General features: G+C 62.5%; 16 protein-coding genes and 1 riboswitch. Of the genes, 8 read left to right on the top strand and 8 right to left on the bottom strand.

Annotated elements, in window-relative coordinates:
• The first annotated feature begins 190 nt into the window (after positions 1–190).
• Positions 191–1414, top strand: coding sequence for a TetR/AcrR family transcriptional regulator (locus ABH939_RS12500; RefSeq protein WP_042923747.1), 1224 nt, complete (start codon positions 191–193; stop codon positions 1412–1414).
• A 98-nt stretch (positions 1415–1512) separates the two neighbouring features.
• Complete coding sequence (locus ABH939_RS12495) at positions 1513–1947, top strand: OsmC family protein (protein WP_007726950.1); 435 nt, start codon at positions 1513–1515, stop codon at positions 1945–1947.
• Here the strand turns inward: ABH939_RS12495 and ABH939_RS12490 are convergent.
• The gene (locus ABH939_RS12490) at positions 1922–2404 is read right to left on the bottom strand and encodes a hypothetical protein (RefSeq protein WP_404649663.1); all 483 of its coding nucleotides are present in this window, start codon (positions 2402–2404) and stop codon (positions 1922–1924) included. The genes ABH939_RS12495 and ABH939_RS12490 overlap by 26 nt on opposite strands.
• On the bottom strand, positions 2401–2916 hold the full coding sequence (locus ABH939_RS12485; RefSeq protein ID WP_003945701.1) for a DUF4352 domain-containing protein: 516 nt from the start codon (positions 2914–2916) through the stop codon (positions 2401–2403). The genes ABH939_RS12490 and ABH939_RS12485 overlap by 4 nt, the downstream gene beginning before the upstream one ends.
• Positions 2917–2940: 24 nt before the next feature.
• On the opposite strand from ABH939_RS12485, the gene ABH939_RS12480 reads away from it, so the two are divergent.
• The 3 genes from ABH939_RS12480 (at position 2941) to ABH939_RS12470 (ending at position 5719) form a co-directional block, all read left to right on the top strand.
• Positions 2941–4296 (top strand): sensor histidine kinase, encoded by a 1356-nt coding sequence (locus ABH939_RS12480; protein ID WP_054781748.1) that lies wholly within the window; start codon positions 2941–2943, stop codon positions 4294–4296.
• A 48-nt stretch (positions 4297–4344) separates the two neighbouring features.
• The gene (locus ABH939_RS12475) at positions 4345–4998 is read left to right on the top strand and encodes a response regulator transcription factor (RefSeq protein WP_042451934.1); all 654 of its coding nucleotides are present in this window, start codon (positions 4345–4347) and stop codon (positions 4996–4998) included.
• A gap of 91 nt (positions 4999–5089) precedes the next feature.
• The gene (locus tag ABH939_RS12470; protein WP_228232432.1) at positions 5090–5719 is read left to right on the top strand and encodes a DsbA family protein; all 630 of its coding nucleotides are present in this window, start codon (positions 5090–5092) and stop codon (positions 5717–5719) included.
• Here the strand turns inward: ABH939_RS12470 and ABH939_RS12465 are convergent.
• Positions 5698–6966: a GAF domain-containing protein gene (locus ABH939_RS12465; RefSeq protein ID WP_020968367.1), complete on the bottom strand. Its 1269-nt coding sequence runs from the start codon at positions 6964–6966 to the stop codon at positions 5698–5700. The two genes, ABH939_RS12470 and ABH939_RS12465, sit on opposite strands and share 22 nt — an antisense overlap.
• Before the next feature lie 77 nt (positions 6967–7043).
• On the bottom strand, positions 7044–7823 hold the full coding sequence (locus ABH939_RS12460; RefSeq protein ID WP_404649662.1) for an acetoin reductase: 780 nt from the start codon (positions 7821–7823) through the stop codon (positions 7044–7046).
• Between the two features lie 220 nt (positions 7824–8043).
• Here ABH939_RS12460 and ABH939_RS12455 point away from each other — a divergent pair, with 220 nt between their 5' ends.
• Both ABH939_RS12455 and ABH939_RS12450 read left to right on the top strand, forming a co-directional pair.
• Entirely contained in the window at positions 8044–9189 is a 1146-nt protein-coding gene (locus ABH939_RS12455) for a hypothetical protein (protein WP_404649661.1), read from the top strand.
• A 140-nt stretch (positions 9190–9329) separates the two neighbouring features.
• On the top strand, positions 9330–11165 hold the full coding sequence (locus tag ABH939_RS12450) for an NAD(P)/FAD-dependent oxidoreductase (protein WP_007726929.1): 1836 nt from the start codon (positions 9330–9332) through the stop codon (positions 11163–11165).
• A 59-nt stretch (positions 11166–11224) separates the two neighbouring features.
• Here the strand turns inward: ABH939_RS12450 and ABH939_RS12445 are convergent, their stop codons facing one another.
• The 3 genes from ABH939_RS12445 to mhuD all read right to left on the bottom strand — a co-directional run bounded on the left by ABH939_RS12445 (position 11225) and on the right by mhuD (position 12747).
• The gene (locus ABH939_RS12445; protein ID WP_007726928.1) at positions 11225–12001 is read right to left on the bottom strand and encodes a CbtA family protein; all 777 of its coding nucleotides are present in this window, start codon (positions 11999–12001) and stop codon (positions 11225–11227) included.
• Positions 11992–12186 carry a CbtB domain-containing protein gene (locus ABH939_RS12440; RefSeq protein WP_003945915.1) on the bottom strand — a complete coding sequence of 65 codons (195 nt, stop codon included), beginning with the start codon at positions 12184–12186 and terminating at the stop codon, positions 11992–11994. The genes ABH939_RS12445 and ABH939_RS12440 overlap by 10 nt, the downstream gene beginning before the upstream one ends.
• 24 nt (positions 12187–12210) lie before the next feature.
• A riboswitch (cobalamin riboswitch) is annotated at positions 12211–12350 on the bottom strand.
• An 88-nt stretch (positions 12351–12438) separates the two neighbouring features.
• Positions 12439–12747, bottom strand: a complete 309-nt coding sequence (gene mhuD, locus ABH939_RS12435; RefSeq protein ID WP_007726927.1) for a mycobilin-forming heme oxygenase MhuD — start codon at positions 12745–12747, stop codon at positions 12439–12441.
• Positions 12748–12792: 45 nt separating this feature from the next.
• Here mhuD and ABH939_RS12430 point away from each other — a divergent pair, with 45 nt between their 5' ends.
• Positions 12793–13530, top strand: a complete 738-nt coding sequence (locus ABH939_RS12430; protein ID WP_081558744.1) for an alpha/beta fold hydrolase — start codon at positions 12793–12795, stop codon at positions 13528–13530.
• On the opposite strand, the gene ABH939_RS12425 is transcribed toward ABH939_RS12430, so the two are convergent.
• On the bottom strand, positions 13515–13940 hold the full coding sequence (locus ABH939_RS12425) for an HIT family protein (protein ID WP_003945905.1): 426 nt from the start codon (positions 13938–13940) through the stop codon (positions 13515–13517). The two genes, ABH939_RS12430 and ABH939_RS12425, sit on opposite strands and share 16 nt — an antisense overlap.
• Positions 13941–13959: the final 19 nt, after the last annotated feature.

Genomic DNA, 13959 nt, shown 5'->3' with positions numbered 1-13959 from the left:
GGTGTCAAGACTCTTTTTCCGGAATCCGTCCGCCGCTACAACTGCGTTGTAGGGTTTCGGGTGAAGCAGTACCGGGCGCGAATTGCGACCTTCGCGACGGTTAACATGATCCGTTCGGACTCGCGCCCGTGGAAGTGCGGTGCAGCGGACGAAGGCAGTGCAAGAGAAAGCAACGGAAGTGGAGGGGCAGGTGCCCGGACAGACACGCGTCTCCGTGCGTGGCGGCGACCCTGCACCACGGACGCGTCCGAAGAATCGGAAGGCACAAATCGCGGCCGCTGCTGCGGAAGCATTCAGCGAACGTGGCTACCATGCGGTGGGTATCGACGAGATCGCAGCGAAGGTCGGAATTTCCGGTCCGGCCCTCTATCGTCATTTCCCCACGAAATACGCGCTGTTCGTCTACACCGTGAACAACCTGACGCAGGCGTTGTTGGATGCCAGCGATCCAGCTGTGCACGGAAACGAAAATCCACGCGAGCAGTTGAACTCCACGATGGTGGGTGTCATCCGCGCGACGATCGAGAATCGGCGTCGGGGAGGGCTCTACCGATGGGAGGGCAGGTACCTGGTCGACGAGGATCGTGAGCAATTGCGGGTGGGAATGCGCACGCTCAATCTTCGGATCGCCGAGCCGCTGGCAGCGGTTCGTCCGGAACTCGACCCGGCGGATGTAGAACTCATCGCGCCCGCCGTGCTCAGTGTGATCGCCAGTATCACCGGTCATCGATCTGCGTTGTCCGCCAAGCAGATCGAAGCGCTGATTCTTGCGGCATGCTGGTCCGTCATCGGCGTCGAATTGCCCGCTGCCGAGGAGGACGGCGCGAGGGCAGGGGCGTCCGAACGCAAAACAGGCCTCGTACGGACGTCGAAACGTGAAGTGCTGCTTCAGGAAGCAGTGTTGCTGTTCTATCAGCGCGGCTACCACGACGTGAGCATCGAGGAGATCGGTGCCGCGGCGGGTATCAACGCGTCGAGTGTGTATCGGCACTTCGCGAGCAAGGCCGACCTTCTTGCTGCGGCCTTCCACCGGGCGTCCGATCGTCTGACTATGACGTTGGGCTCGGCGTTGGCTGAGTCGGAGACTCCTCTCGCGGCCGTCGAGACGTTGGCGAAGATGTACGTCGAGGTTTCGTTCGGAACCAGCGAACTGTTGGCCGTGTACTTTGCCGAGATCGGCAGCTTGCCGGATCGATCACGGACCGAGTTGCGCAACATTCAGCGTTTGAACGTCGAGGAGTGGGCGCACTTGTGTGTCGAGGCGCGTCCGGAGTTGTCGATCGTCCAAGCGCGGTTTCTCGTCCACGCGGCGCTCGGACTGGTCTTCGACATCGGCCGAATCGTGCACTTTTCCTCGGAGAACTCCGCGCAGGCCCGCGTCGAGAAACTGCTGTCCGCGACGCTCCTCGGGTAGTCCCGTCCGAAACAGTAGGTGTGACTTCACGTATCGCGGGTAGGTTCGTGATCGCAAGGCGTTCACCGAATCATGTGAAGACGGAAGTAGGGACAGCAATGCCAACTCGTACCGCACGCACCGCCTGGAACGGCACCCTCGAGGCCGGATCGGGACAGGTGGAACTCACCAGCTCGGGCGTCGCCACCTTCGACGTGTCGTTCCCCAAGCGCGCAGCTGAGGAGGCCGGCGGAACCACCAGCCCCGAGGAACTCATCGCCGCGGCGCATTCGTCCTGCTATGCGATGCAATTGTCGGCCCTGATCGCCGAGGCCGGCGGGACCCCGCAGAGCCTCGACATCACCGCGGACGTGTCACTCGGCCCCGACACGGTCGGATTCAAGCTCACCGGAATCAAGCTCACCGTTCGCGCCGAGGTCGACGGCCTCGACGCCGACGGTTTTGCCAAGGTTGCCCAGGCGGCCAAGGAAACATGCCCGGTCAGCAAGGCACTGACCGGCGTCGACATCACGTTGGATGCGGCCCTGGACTGATCATCTCGCGCTCGGGCGCCCCCTCCGGCGCCCGAGTGCGGTTGTGTGTGACGACCAGGTAGCTCGCGAACAGGATCGGGAGCACCCACAGGTCCGAGGGATCGCGATAGACCAGGATCGGCAAGAGATCTCCGCGGAATCCTCCTGCGGTCAGGCGGAGAAACCCGATCACCCACTCGTATGCGTCGCCGATCGGCGGTATCACCTTCACGGCGGCGAAGCCGATCCCCGTGACCGCGATGGACCAGGCGATCGCTGCTCGCCCCACCAGACTTCGCCTGAGCACCTCGAGAACCGAGAGCAGAAGCAGGGGAAGCAGGAACACACCGGCGACGTCGGACAGCTTGCCCGTCATCGTGTCCCCGAATGCCCCTTTGAGTACGTGGTCGTTGATCAAGATGACGGCCACCGAGACCAGTGCCCACGGATTCAGCAGCAGATCGCCCGGACGATTCACGACAGGTTGATGGTTGCCGAGCCGGACGAGAACAGATCGCACTTGAACTGAAGGCGCAGACCGGTGGCGGCTTCGGGGACCTCGTACGCCAATTCGCCTCGCTTGGCAGCGCCCGGCGCAAGCTCTCCGTCGACACTCGACGTGCTGCTGTCGGTGAACGTGATGTTGTACGACTTGTTTGCCGAGTCCTGCAGTTCGAAGCACATCATCGACGAGACCGTCGACGGCTTGTCACTGTTGTTGGTGACCTCGGTGTCGACCACGACGTAGCGGTTTCCGGGATCAGCGGTGATGAACTGATTGGTCGAGACGTAGGGATCGACGACGCCGTGTACCTGGACGCGCCAGTCGCCCAGTTCGACGACGTCACCGATTCCGAAGGCGGCCGCAGGTGCGGCGGAAGAACCGTTGTCGTCGACCTTCTTCGCTTCGTCGGTCTCGCCCGAGGCGATGGTTGCGAACAGGGCTGCGCCGACGGCGAGGAGGGCGAGGGGAGTGCGGAGTGATCGCATGATGTGCGCCTTTCGAGAGTTGGTATGGCACAAGTCAACGATGTGAGGACTGCTCACCGCTTCGGTCGAAAGATCGGTCCGCCTCATCCTTTCGGTCGGAGCCTGGCGGTTCGTCCACCCGTTCGGCTGATTCGAGGCGTCGGTGGCGGTGGATACGCTTGCTCGGTGATCACCACCAAAGGAACCGTTGTGCGACGACGCGTATGGACTACCGCCGCTGTCGCGTTCAGCCTTTTCTGTTCCTTCATGACGGTGGGCATCGCAGGCGCGTCGGGAAATATGCCACCGGTATTGGTCGGTATCGGGTTCGTCCTGGGCGTGGCCGGTGGGATATCGCTTGTGTGGCGCCATCAGTATCCCTGGGTGGTTCTGGCGATCACGCTGGTCGGCCCGTTGTTCTTCCCCACCGATGCGACGGCGGCGCTCATCGCATTGTTCGCCGTTGCTCGGATCGCGCGTGGGCCTCGGCTTGCTGCCGCTGCGGCAGCTGTCTTCGTCGCGTGCGGAATTTCGTTGACCTACGACGCTTTTCGCAATCGTGAGTACTCCGTTCTCACGATGGGAACGATGAAACCCAAGGATGGTTCGGCGGTTGTTCAATACGACGTCGCCATCTGGATCCCGTGGCTCGTCGCAGCCGTCATGGTCGGCATCGTCGTGGCGCTCTCGCTCCTGATTCGGACCAGAACCGAACTCGTCGAGGCAGAGCACGTACGGGATCTTGCCACCGAGAAAACAGACGTGATGCGCGACGAGATGATTCGCACCGAGGAACGAACGCGGATCGCGCGCGACATGCACGACACGATCGCGGCCAGTCTGAGCCGGATTTCGTTGTTCGCCGGTGGGTTACAGGTCAGCGCGGCAGACAATCCCGAGAAGGTGGTCAACACCGCTGCGATGATCAGAACCACCGCGCACGAGGCTTTGGACGAATTGAAGGGAATCGTCGGAGTGCTCAGGGGAAGCGGTGATCGCCGCGAACACGGCGGGCACCAGGGGATCGACGCGATCGGCGATCTGGTCAACGGTGCACGCGCCGCGGGCATTCACTGCCGTCTCGAATCGGAGTTGCTCCCGGGTGATGTCGGAATGTTGGCGGGGCACGTCTGTTATCGCGTCGTTCAGGAATCGTTGACCAACGTCCAGAAGTACGCGAGCGACCAGATGCTCGTCATTTCGGTGACCGGGTCGCCGCACGACGGAATTCGTATCCTCGCACGCAACAAGCTGAGCGAGCTTGCACCCATGACGTCGATCGGTTCGCGGTCCGGCTTACGCGGGTTGGCCGAACAGGCAAGAGAAATCGGCGGCAAGGTGGAGGCAGGCGCGCTGGGGGACGATTTCCTCGTCAGTTGCTGGGTGCCCTGGTCGTCGTAACCCTCCCACCCTCCGACTGTCGGGGGCTCTGGGTAATCTGAGCGCACTATGGACGCTGACTCGCGCATCACAGTTTTGATCGTCGACAACGACGCCTGGGTTCGGCGCGGAATGAAGGACATCCTGGAAGCAGCGCCGGACATCGTGGTGGTTGCCGAGGCCGAGGACGGCGATCAGGTCGCAGCCAAAGTCACTCGGTTTCGTCCGCACGTGGTGCTGATGGATCTGAAGATGGCACGGGTCGGTGGCTTGGAGGCCACCCGAGAGTTGATGACCATGAGCAATCCGCCGAAGGTCATTGCGATGACCGCCTTCGACGTCGACGACATGGTCGTGCAGGCGGTCGAGGCGGGCGCGCACAGCTTTCTGAGCAAGGACGCGGCCCCACAGGCGTTCCAGCAGGCAGTACGGGTGGTGGCGTCGGACCACTCGTTGTTCAGCTCCGATTCTCTACGTGCCATCGTGGCCTCGGCGCCGCGTCGGCAAGCACCCGACCTGACTCCCCTCGCTTCGCTCACCGAGCGTGAGCGCGAAGTGCTGACAATCCTGGCGACAGGCGCGGCCAACAGCGTCATCGCGGAGCGACTGTACCTCGGTGAGACCACCGTCAAGACGCATATCTCCTCGTTGTTCGCCAAGCTCGGTGTGCCCAACCGGGTGAGTGCGTCGTTGATCGCGTTCCGGTGTGGTCTGGTCACGTGATTCTGTGACCTCGTGACGCGAGCCGGGACTAATCCCGGCCCTGTTCGTTGTTGCACCGTCGGTGACTGATCAAATCGTGATTGACCAAGACGTGACCATCGAAGTGTGGTCTGACGTCGCTTGTCCGTGGTGCTACATCGGAAAGACCAGGTTCCTTTCGGCTCTGGATCGTTTCGAGAACAAGGACCGCGTCAACGTCATCTGGCGCTCGTACCAGCTCGCTCCGGAGACCCCGGTGGGAGAGGGACGAACCGAACTCGACGCCTTGGTCGAGATGAAGGGGATGGCGCCTGAACAGGTACGTCAGATGTTCGCCCACGTCAGCGCGACGGCAGCCGAGGTCGGCTTGACCTTGGACTTCGACACCGTGATCGCCGCCAACACCTTTGATGCGCACAGGTTGCTGCATCTCGCGGGTGAGCGGCAGAACGAACTCCTCGAAGCGCTGTTCAAAGCGCACTTCAGCGACGGCAAGGTGATCGACGACCGTGAGGTGCTGGTCGAGCTGGCCGTGAGCGTCGGCCTCGACGCCGACGTCGTGCGCGAGCAACTGGGCTCCGATGCCGCAGCCGAGGCTGTTCGCGAAGATCTGTCCATGGCCCGCCAACTGCAGGTCAGCGGCGTTCCGTTCTTCGTCGCCAACCGTGCGGTCGCAGTATCCGGCGCTCAACCCGAAGAGGTGTTTCTGCAGTTGCTTACTCAGGCCTCCGAACCGGCCTGAGTAAGGCGAGCGGCACGAACTGCCGGGGCGTTCGAGAACGGCAACAGATGTGCACCGTCGTCGGGGCAGGAAAGCGTGACGTGCGCTGCATCGACGAACCGGTACGGCTGCGCTGCAACAACTCCGGCAAGGTTCTTGCGCAGACGCGACATCTCGGCCCGCGCGGTCACCGTGCGGGCCGGGTCACCGAAAAGATCCTGCGCCAACCGCGATGCGGTCAGTCCACGCCTCTCGGATCCGAGGAGAAACAGAATCTCCGCATGCCGCTGGGTCGGGGAGTAGGCCCATTCGCCCAACCCCGACGTGACGGTCACCGACATGTTCTCGGAATCGCGCAGATCGATATGCACCGTGGGCGCACTGATTTTCTCGCCGGTGGCGATCGGCCGGACCACCCACCCGCCGGGAAGTGGATCCAGTTCGCACAGACCCAAAGCGGGGAACCACGTCCTGCCGGGAGCCAAAGCCGCGGGGAGCAGCACGCGCGAGCGATGAGGTAGCGCATCGACCGCCGCTACCCAGCCATGAGTATCGATCACCAATGCCGGTGATCCGCTACGTGCAAGCATCGGCCCTGCAACAGAACGCAATTGATCGAGATTGTCCCGATGCTTGTCGCGTAGGTGTGATTGCGCGAGGCGTGCGACGGCGTCGACCAGAGCGAGTGTGGTGGGGTGGACGGTCTTGGCGGGACCACTGATGTCGACGACGCCGATGACACGGTCGTCCCGCGGATCGCGGATGGGTGCCCCCGCGCAGGTCCACGGATGATGGCTGCGCGCATAGTGTTCCGCCGAGAAGATCTGAACCGCCTGTCGTGACACCAATGCCGTTCCGATGGCGTTGGTGCCGACGCTGTCCTCGGCCCAGTTCGCACCCTCGACAAATCCCAGACGCGCAGCTTGGTCCAGTACACGATGGGACCCGCTGCGCCACAGAACAGTTCCGCGAAGATCTGCGACGACCATGATGTTCTCACCGCTCGCGGTAACCGATTCGAGTCCACGCGTCACGTCGTCGAGCACGTCGTACAGTCCGGACTCACGACGACGGAGATCGAGTTCGGCGACGTCCATGGACGGTTCGACCCGGTTGTGTTCGGGGTCGATACCTAACTCGCGCAGGCGTTGCCACGATTGGCGGACCACGTCCCTGGGGCGGGCCGGTGCGCGGTCTCCGGCCATCGTCGCGTCGTACACCGCGGCGAGGGTCCTCGCGTAGTCGCGAGGATCCTCGCCGGGCGGCATCGCAGGCTCGGGCAACCGCTTTTTCAGCGAAGATACCGTTTTCAGCGAAGACACCGCTTTCAGTGAAGACACCGCGGTCAGCGGTAGACGAGGCCGCCGTCGATGAGACCGGCCTGACCGGTCATGTAGTCGGAATCGGGCCCGGCAAGGTACGAGACGAAACCGGCGACATCGTCGGGGGTTTCAGCTCGACCCAGCGCAATTCCGCCGACGAACTTCTCGTACGTGGCGCCCTCTGGTGCACCGGTCAATTCGGCGAACCTCTTGTCGATCGTCACCCACATGTCGGTGCCCACGACGCCGGGGCAGTACGCGTTGACGGTGATTCCGTCGGACGCGTATTCCTTGGCTGCAGCCTGAGTGAGGGCCCTGACCGCGAATTTTGTTGCGCTGTAAACACCTAACATGGCGAACCCGTCGTGGCCGGCGATGGATGACGCGTTGATGATCTTTCCGCGCTGACCCAGAGCTTGGAACTTTGCTGCTGCAGCTTGAATTCCCCACAGGACGCCGTCGACGTTGACGCTCCAGATCTTGGAGATCTCTTCCGGCGTCGCGTCGGAGATCGGGCCGACGAGAGCGATTCCCGCGTTGTTGACGATGACGTCGAATCCGCTCAACTCACTGTGCGCGTGTTCGACTGCGGCGTGAACCTGCGCGCGATCGCTGACATCGGCGACAAACGTCGTTGCACGACGGCCGATCCGTCTGATCTCGTCGGCAACCGCATCCAGCTTGGTCTGGTCGAGGTCGACCAACGCGATGTCGGCGCCGTCGTGGGCGAGGCGGAGAGCGATTCCGCGTCCGATGCCTTGGCCGGCGCCGGTGACCAGTACTACCTTGCCCGTGATGCTCATGCAGTTTCTCCTCGTAAGCAGTGAACCGGTTGCCTGGGAACCGGTGAGTGATTTGTATGTGACGGCGACCACAATGCGGAAGGGTTGCACCGTGTTGCAATTCCGCAGAATGGGGCAGCGGTTGCAACCCTCGGCAACCCTCCCGGTATCCCGTGCGACGGCTCCATAGTTGCGCCACCACTTCGCGAATCATCTTGCGAGACAATCTGGGAGAGGGCACATGACCGCTACAGTCGACACACCCACGGAGCCGGCCACGCCGAGCCGACAACCGTCACGCCGCTGGATCGGGTTCGGGATTGCGAACCTCGTGATCGTTCTCGTGCTGGCCGTGGCGAGTTGGTACCTTCTGGCCGATCCGACGACCAGTCCCTGGAGTTTCTATCCTCTGCCGTTCAACGCGGCGCTTTTCTGGGCAATCCTTTTTGTTGTGTTCATCGGCTTCAATTGCGAGTTCGCCGGCTTCGACCGACTCCCGCAGCCGGCGAAAGGCCTGGCGATCATGGTCGCGACCGCGGTCTTCGCCGTCGTGGTGACGTGGCTCCTGGCAAACGGCTTGGGGAGTTTGTACCCGGATTTCGCGGCCGATCGTGAGGGCGGCCTCGGATATTTCGCGGGTGCGCTGTTCGTACTCTTCGGCTTCGGGACCTGGGTGATGGTGGTCCTGAACTGGCAGCATTGGCCGTGGACTTCCCTGGGGATGAAGCAGCCGTTGGTGGGTTTGTGTGAGATCGCGTTTGTCGCCGTCCCGACGCTGGCGCTGTACTTCGTGTTCGGTCTGCCGTCCGTGTCACTGTCCGCCACGGATCCGTTGATGACCGTCGACACCGTGCTCGGGTGGTTCTACTGCGTCGTGGTGGTCGTGATCCTGACTGGCCAGACGCTCGACAACTGGCCGTGGCGACTGTTCGGCGGTGGGGGAAAGACGGCGCTCGCAGCCACGATCGGTAACTTCGCCGTGGGAACCGGCTTGTACTTCGTGGCGCTTCCAGTGGTGAAGGCACTTTTGGGAAGCGATGCCGTTGCCGAGTTGGGCGGTGTGATCCATCAGTTCCCGGCGCAGCTCGGTGTGTGCTGGGCATTCTGGATGATCTTCTGGGCCAACGCCTTCGGTAACAAACCCACGGGCTTTGCGGACGGGGTCAACCTGGCGATCCGCGCGCTGCTCACGTTTGCGCTCGCGGTGGTCACATTCTTGTTCTATTACCGCTTTGCGGCAGAGTACATTCTTCACGAGCCGGCAGTTGTCGACGGATTGCACGGCAATGCACTGGGTTTCGTGGATTGGGCCGTGTTGTGGACGCTGTTCTACGTCGTGGGATTTCAGTCGCTGGGACTCGGCAGATTCAAGCCTGCTGAGGGGTGAGTCGGTTGCCCGCACCTCGGTGCGGGTAACCGGTATCGGACGCCGGCACCGCGTCCACTGATTGCAACAGACTGCAACGCTTGTGACCGGGGCCACTTATGGGATGTGCTGTGTGTCACATTCACAAACAAGGAGAAGTGATGACGCAAACCATCGATTCCGCAGTCACCCCCGAGGTGAAGTTGACGGCGGTGACACCTCAGGAGCGCGTCGACGCCTGGCTGGCGGATTTCGAGTCGGCCCTCGCGGCTCGTGACATCGAGCGTGTGGCGGGCAAATTTGCACTCGACAGCTTCTGGCGAGACCTGGTGTCGTTCACCTGGAACATCAAGACCGTCGAGGGTCGCGAGCAGATCGCCGACATGCTCTCCGCGCGACTCGACGACACCGATCCTTCGGGATTCCGGACCACCGAGACACCCGACGAAGCCGACGGCGTCACGTCAGCCTGGATCGAGTTCGAGACTGCAACCGGTCGCGCGCACGGACACCTTCGTTTGAAGGGAGATGAAGGTTGGACCCTGCTGACGTCGCTGCAGGAGTTGAAGGGACACGAAGAAGGCAAGGGCACTCGTCGTCCGCGCGGCGCCAAGCATGGGGCAGACCCGAACCGCATCACGTGGGCCGAGCAGAAGGAGATCGAAGACCGCGAACTCGGTTACACCACACAGCCTTACGTCGTGATCGTCGGCGGCGGCCAGGGCGGCATCGCGCTCGGCGCCCGGATGCGTCAGCTCGGAGTACCGGCCATCGTGATCGACAGCCACGAGCGACCCGGCGATCAGTGGCGCGGACGCTACAAGTCCCTGTGCCTGCACGATCCGGTTTGGTACGACCACCTGCCCTACATGCCGTTCCCCGACAACTGGCCGGTGTTCGCGCCCAAGGACAAGATCGGCGACTGGCTCGAGATGTACACCAAGGTCATGGAGGTTCCGTACTGGAGTTCCACGACCTGCACCTCGGCGTCGTTCGACGAGAAGACCCAGGAATGGACCGTCGAGGTCAACCGCAACGGCGAGAAGTTGACGTTGCGTCCCAAGCAGTTGGTGATGGCGACGGGTATGTCCGGCAAGGCCAACGTTCCGACGTTCCCCGGGCAGGACAAGTTCCTCGGCGATCAGCACCACTCGAGCAAGCACCCCGGCCCGGATCAGTACGTGGGCAAGAAGGTCGTCGTGATCGGGGCCAACAACTCCTCGCACGACATCTGCGGCGCACTGTGGGAGAACGGTATCGACGTCACGATGGTGCAGCGCAGCTCGACGCACATCGTGAAGTCGGATTCGCTGATGGATTTGGGCTTGGGCGATCTGTACTCGGAGCGAGCACTGGCCGCCGGCATGACGACACACAAGGCGGACCTCACGTTCGGTTCGCTGCCGTACCGGATCATGCACGAGTTCCAGATCCCGGTGTACGACGCAATCCGTGAGCGCGACAAGGATTTCTACGATCGCCTCGAGAAGGCGGGCTTCGAGCACGACTGGGGCGACGACGGTTCGGGCCTGTTCATGAAGTACCTACGCCGTGGCTCGGGCTACTACATCGATGTCGGCGCTGCCGAACTGGTTGCCAATGGAGACATCAAGCTCGCGCACGGCAATGTTCGTGAGCTGACCGAGAACAGCGTGATTCTCGAAGACGGTACGGAATTGCCTGCCGACGTGGTGGTCTACGCGACCGGTTACGGCTCGATGAACGGCTGGGTGGCGGATCTGATCGGTCAGGACACCGCCGACAAGGTCGGCAAGGTGTGGGGCCTGGGGTCGAACACCACCAAGGATCCGGGACCGTGGGAAGGCGAGCAGCGCAACATGTGGAAGCCGACGCAGCAGGAAGCGCTGTGGTTCCACGGAGGCAATCTGCATCAGTCGCGCCACTACTCGCTGTACTTGGCGTTGCAGTTGAAGGCGCGCTACGAGGGCATCCCGACGCCGGTGTACGGACTGCAGGAAGTGCATCATCTGAGCTGAAAAAGAACTGCTGTGCGCCTTTATTAACCGCGGGAGGTTAATAAAGGCGCACAGCAGGTTCAGCGAAGGGCGTACTTCTTTGCTACTTCGGTGTTCTTGGTCGCGCGCTCGGTAAGGAAGGCGAATGCCAACCCGAGTACGAGCCAGAGCGTCGCCTGCGTAGCGAGCGAGGAAAGTCGGAACTCCCACAGCAGAGTTGCCGGGAAGTCCTCGCCCACCTCGTTGATGCCGGGAAGCGAGACGTAACCGATCGCGACGATCACCAGGAACGCAGCCACCGGAGCAGCGATGCGCACGCTGAGGAACTCGTGCCCGGAAACTGCCTTTGCCGCCGCTGCTGCCGCGGTGACGGACAGCAGCCCGAGAATCACGGCGGCCAGCCACAGCAGTGTGCGCTGGTTGATGGTGTCGGGATCTCCGACGGCCGGCGGATTGGCCGGGTACTTGAAAAAGGGCACGGCCTCGATAGCCAGCCAACCACCGACGGCGATGGTGATCGCCAACAACGGCCCGGACATTCCGGTGAGTCGTCGAGCGTAATTGGCGACGACCGAGAAGATCGCCCCGAGTGCCAGTCCGGCAAGCGCTGTGGCCAGGAACAGCCCGGCGCGCTGCCCGTCGCGGCTCACCAGTGGTTCTTCTTCGTCACCGTGCGAATGCCCAGCGGCTTCGCCGGAAACCTCACCGGTGGCGCTGTTGGCTTCTTCGATCGCAATGGCAGCGTTGACGTGCGGTTCACCCAGCACGAATGCAACTCCGCCGGCAAGGATGCCTGCGATCAGACCAGCCAACAAACCACGAATGAGAAGCTTCGTGAAATTGTCGACTAGTGGCACGGCAGGCCCATCAAGTGTCGACCGTCGTGCATCAATTCATGCATGTACATGCCGGTGCGAGAGATAGCGCCCTGGTCGAATCCGACCAGGTAGAGAGCCAGCATCGCGAACAGAACTACTGCAGCGGCGAGGAAAGCAAGACGAGTCGAATCGATCGACGTATCGGGAGAATAGGCGAGAGCCATCGAAGCCTCCTGGGATTTTCGCGTCCCCTAGGTCCATGCGATGGCCGAAGTGTCTGGCTGTCGAAATAGTCGTGCCGAAAAAGGCACTTCACCTCGAATTACAGTGGCGCGACCGCTCCGGGCTTTCACCGGATTCCTGTCGGACCATCGCGTTTACATGCGAACTTTTGCACTACAGCCCGCACCGTGTCAACGCGTGAAGCCGAGATGACCGTCGATTGTGCCCGCCAAGGCAGGCACAATCGCTCGAGATCAGCTCTTTGCGGCGACGTCCAGGACAACTTCGAATTCGAGCAACGACGCACCCGAAGCGACGGGCTTCGCGCGCTCGCCGGAATGGGCTTCACGGGCGGGGCCGTCACGCCAATCGGCGAACGCCTGCTCGGACTCCCACTGAGTCACCACGAAGTAGCGGCTCTCACCGGCGGTGGGGCGGAGGAGTTGGAATCCGAGAAAGCCCGGGGAGTTCTCGACTGCGTGAGCGCGTGCTGCGAAGCGCTTCTCCAGTTCGGGGCCGGCGCCCTCGGGGACCTCGATTGCATTGATCTTCACGACTGCCATGCAAGCGACATTACCCGCGCACCTTCACCGCGTACCGTGACACTCGTGTTGCATGACGAAGGTGGAACGGGACAACCGATTCTGTTGTTGCACGGCCTCATGGGCAGCTCCCGAACGTGGCGACGCCAGGTGCCGTGGATCCGCGAGTTCGGCCACGTCTACACCTTTGACGCTGCCGGTCACGGCAGGCCGGCGCCAGCGGCACTGACTACCGAGGCATTCGTCGAGGACCTGACATCGGCCGTTGCGTCCATCGAGGAGCCGATGATCGTGATCGGTCATTCGATGGGGGCTCTGCATGCGTGGTGCTTCGCCGCCGCGCATCCCGAAAAGGTTTGTGCGCTGGTCCTCGAAGACATGGCCCCGGACTTTCGTGGACGCACCGCTGCGGACTGGGCGCAGATGATCTCGGCGTGGCCGCAGCCGTTTGCTTCCGAGGAGGCGATGAAGGAATTCTTCGGCCCCGTCGCCGGCCAGTACTTTCTCGACTCTTTCGACCGCCGCGACGACGGGTGGTACCTGCACGGCGACGTGTCGACCTTCCGCGACATCTCGGAGGAGTGGGGCACGAGGCATTTCTGGGATCAGTGGAAGGCGATCGAGGTGCCGACCTTGCTGATCGAGGGAGAGTTCACCATCACCCCTGAGGGACAGATGCGCGAGATGGCCGAGAGGCCGGGAACTCGGTACGTATGTATTGCCGATGCAGGCCACCTGGTCCACGACGATCAACCGCAGCGCTATCGCGAAGTGGTGACGGAATTCCTTCAGACCGTGAGCTGACTTCGGATCGACGCGCCCACCTGCTCCAGCTCGACGGCTCGCCTGGCGAGGAGTCCAGCAGCGAACTTCGCCTTGTCGCCGCGATGGCGGGGGACGACGTGCAGGTGCGAGTGGAACACGGTTTGGCCCGCGGCACGCCCGTCGTTGACGAGAAAGTTGACTCCGTCAGCGGCGATGTCGCAGCGGCGTAGAGCTCCGGCGATGAGCGTGCCGACGCGGAACATCTCTGCGCCTTCGTGACTTTCGAGAGCATCGAGGTTCTCTGCATGACGCTTGGGGACCACCAGGGTGTGTCCGCGACTCACCGGCCGTGCATCGAGGAATGCGAGAGTTGTCTCGCTCTCGTGAACGAGAATCGCCGGCTCGGTCAGCGCGACGATCTTGCAGAAGACGCAGGAATCGGTGCTCATGCCTACAGAATGTAGTCCG

Source organism: Rhodococcus sp. 27YEA6, from assembly GCF_044908235.1.
In the GTDB taxonomy this organism is placed as follows: domain Bacteria; phylum Actinomycetota; class Actinomycetes; order Mycobacteriales; family Mycobacteriaceae; genus Rhodococcus_F; species Rhodococcus_F qingshengii.
The sequence above is the reverse complement of the archived record's forward strand: the minus strand, read 5'-3'. Positions and strand labels throughout refer to the sequence as shown.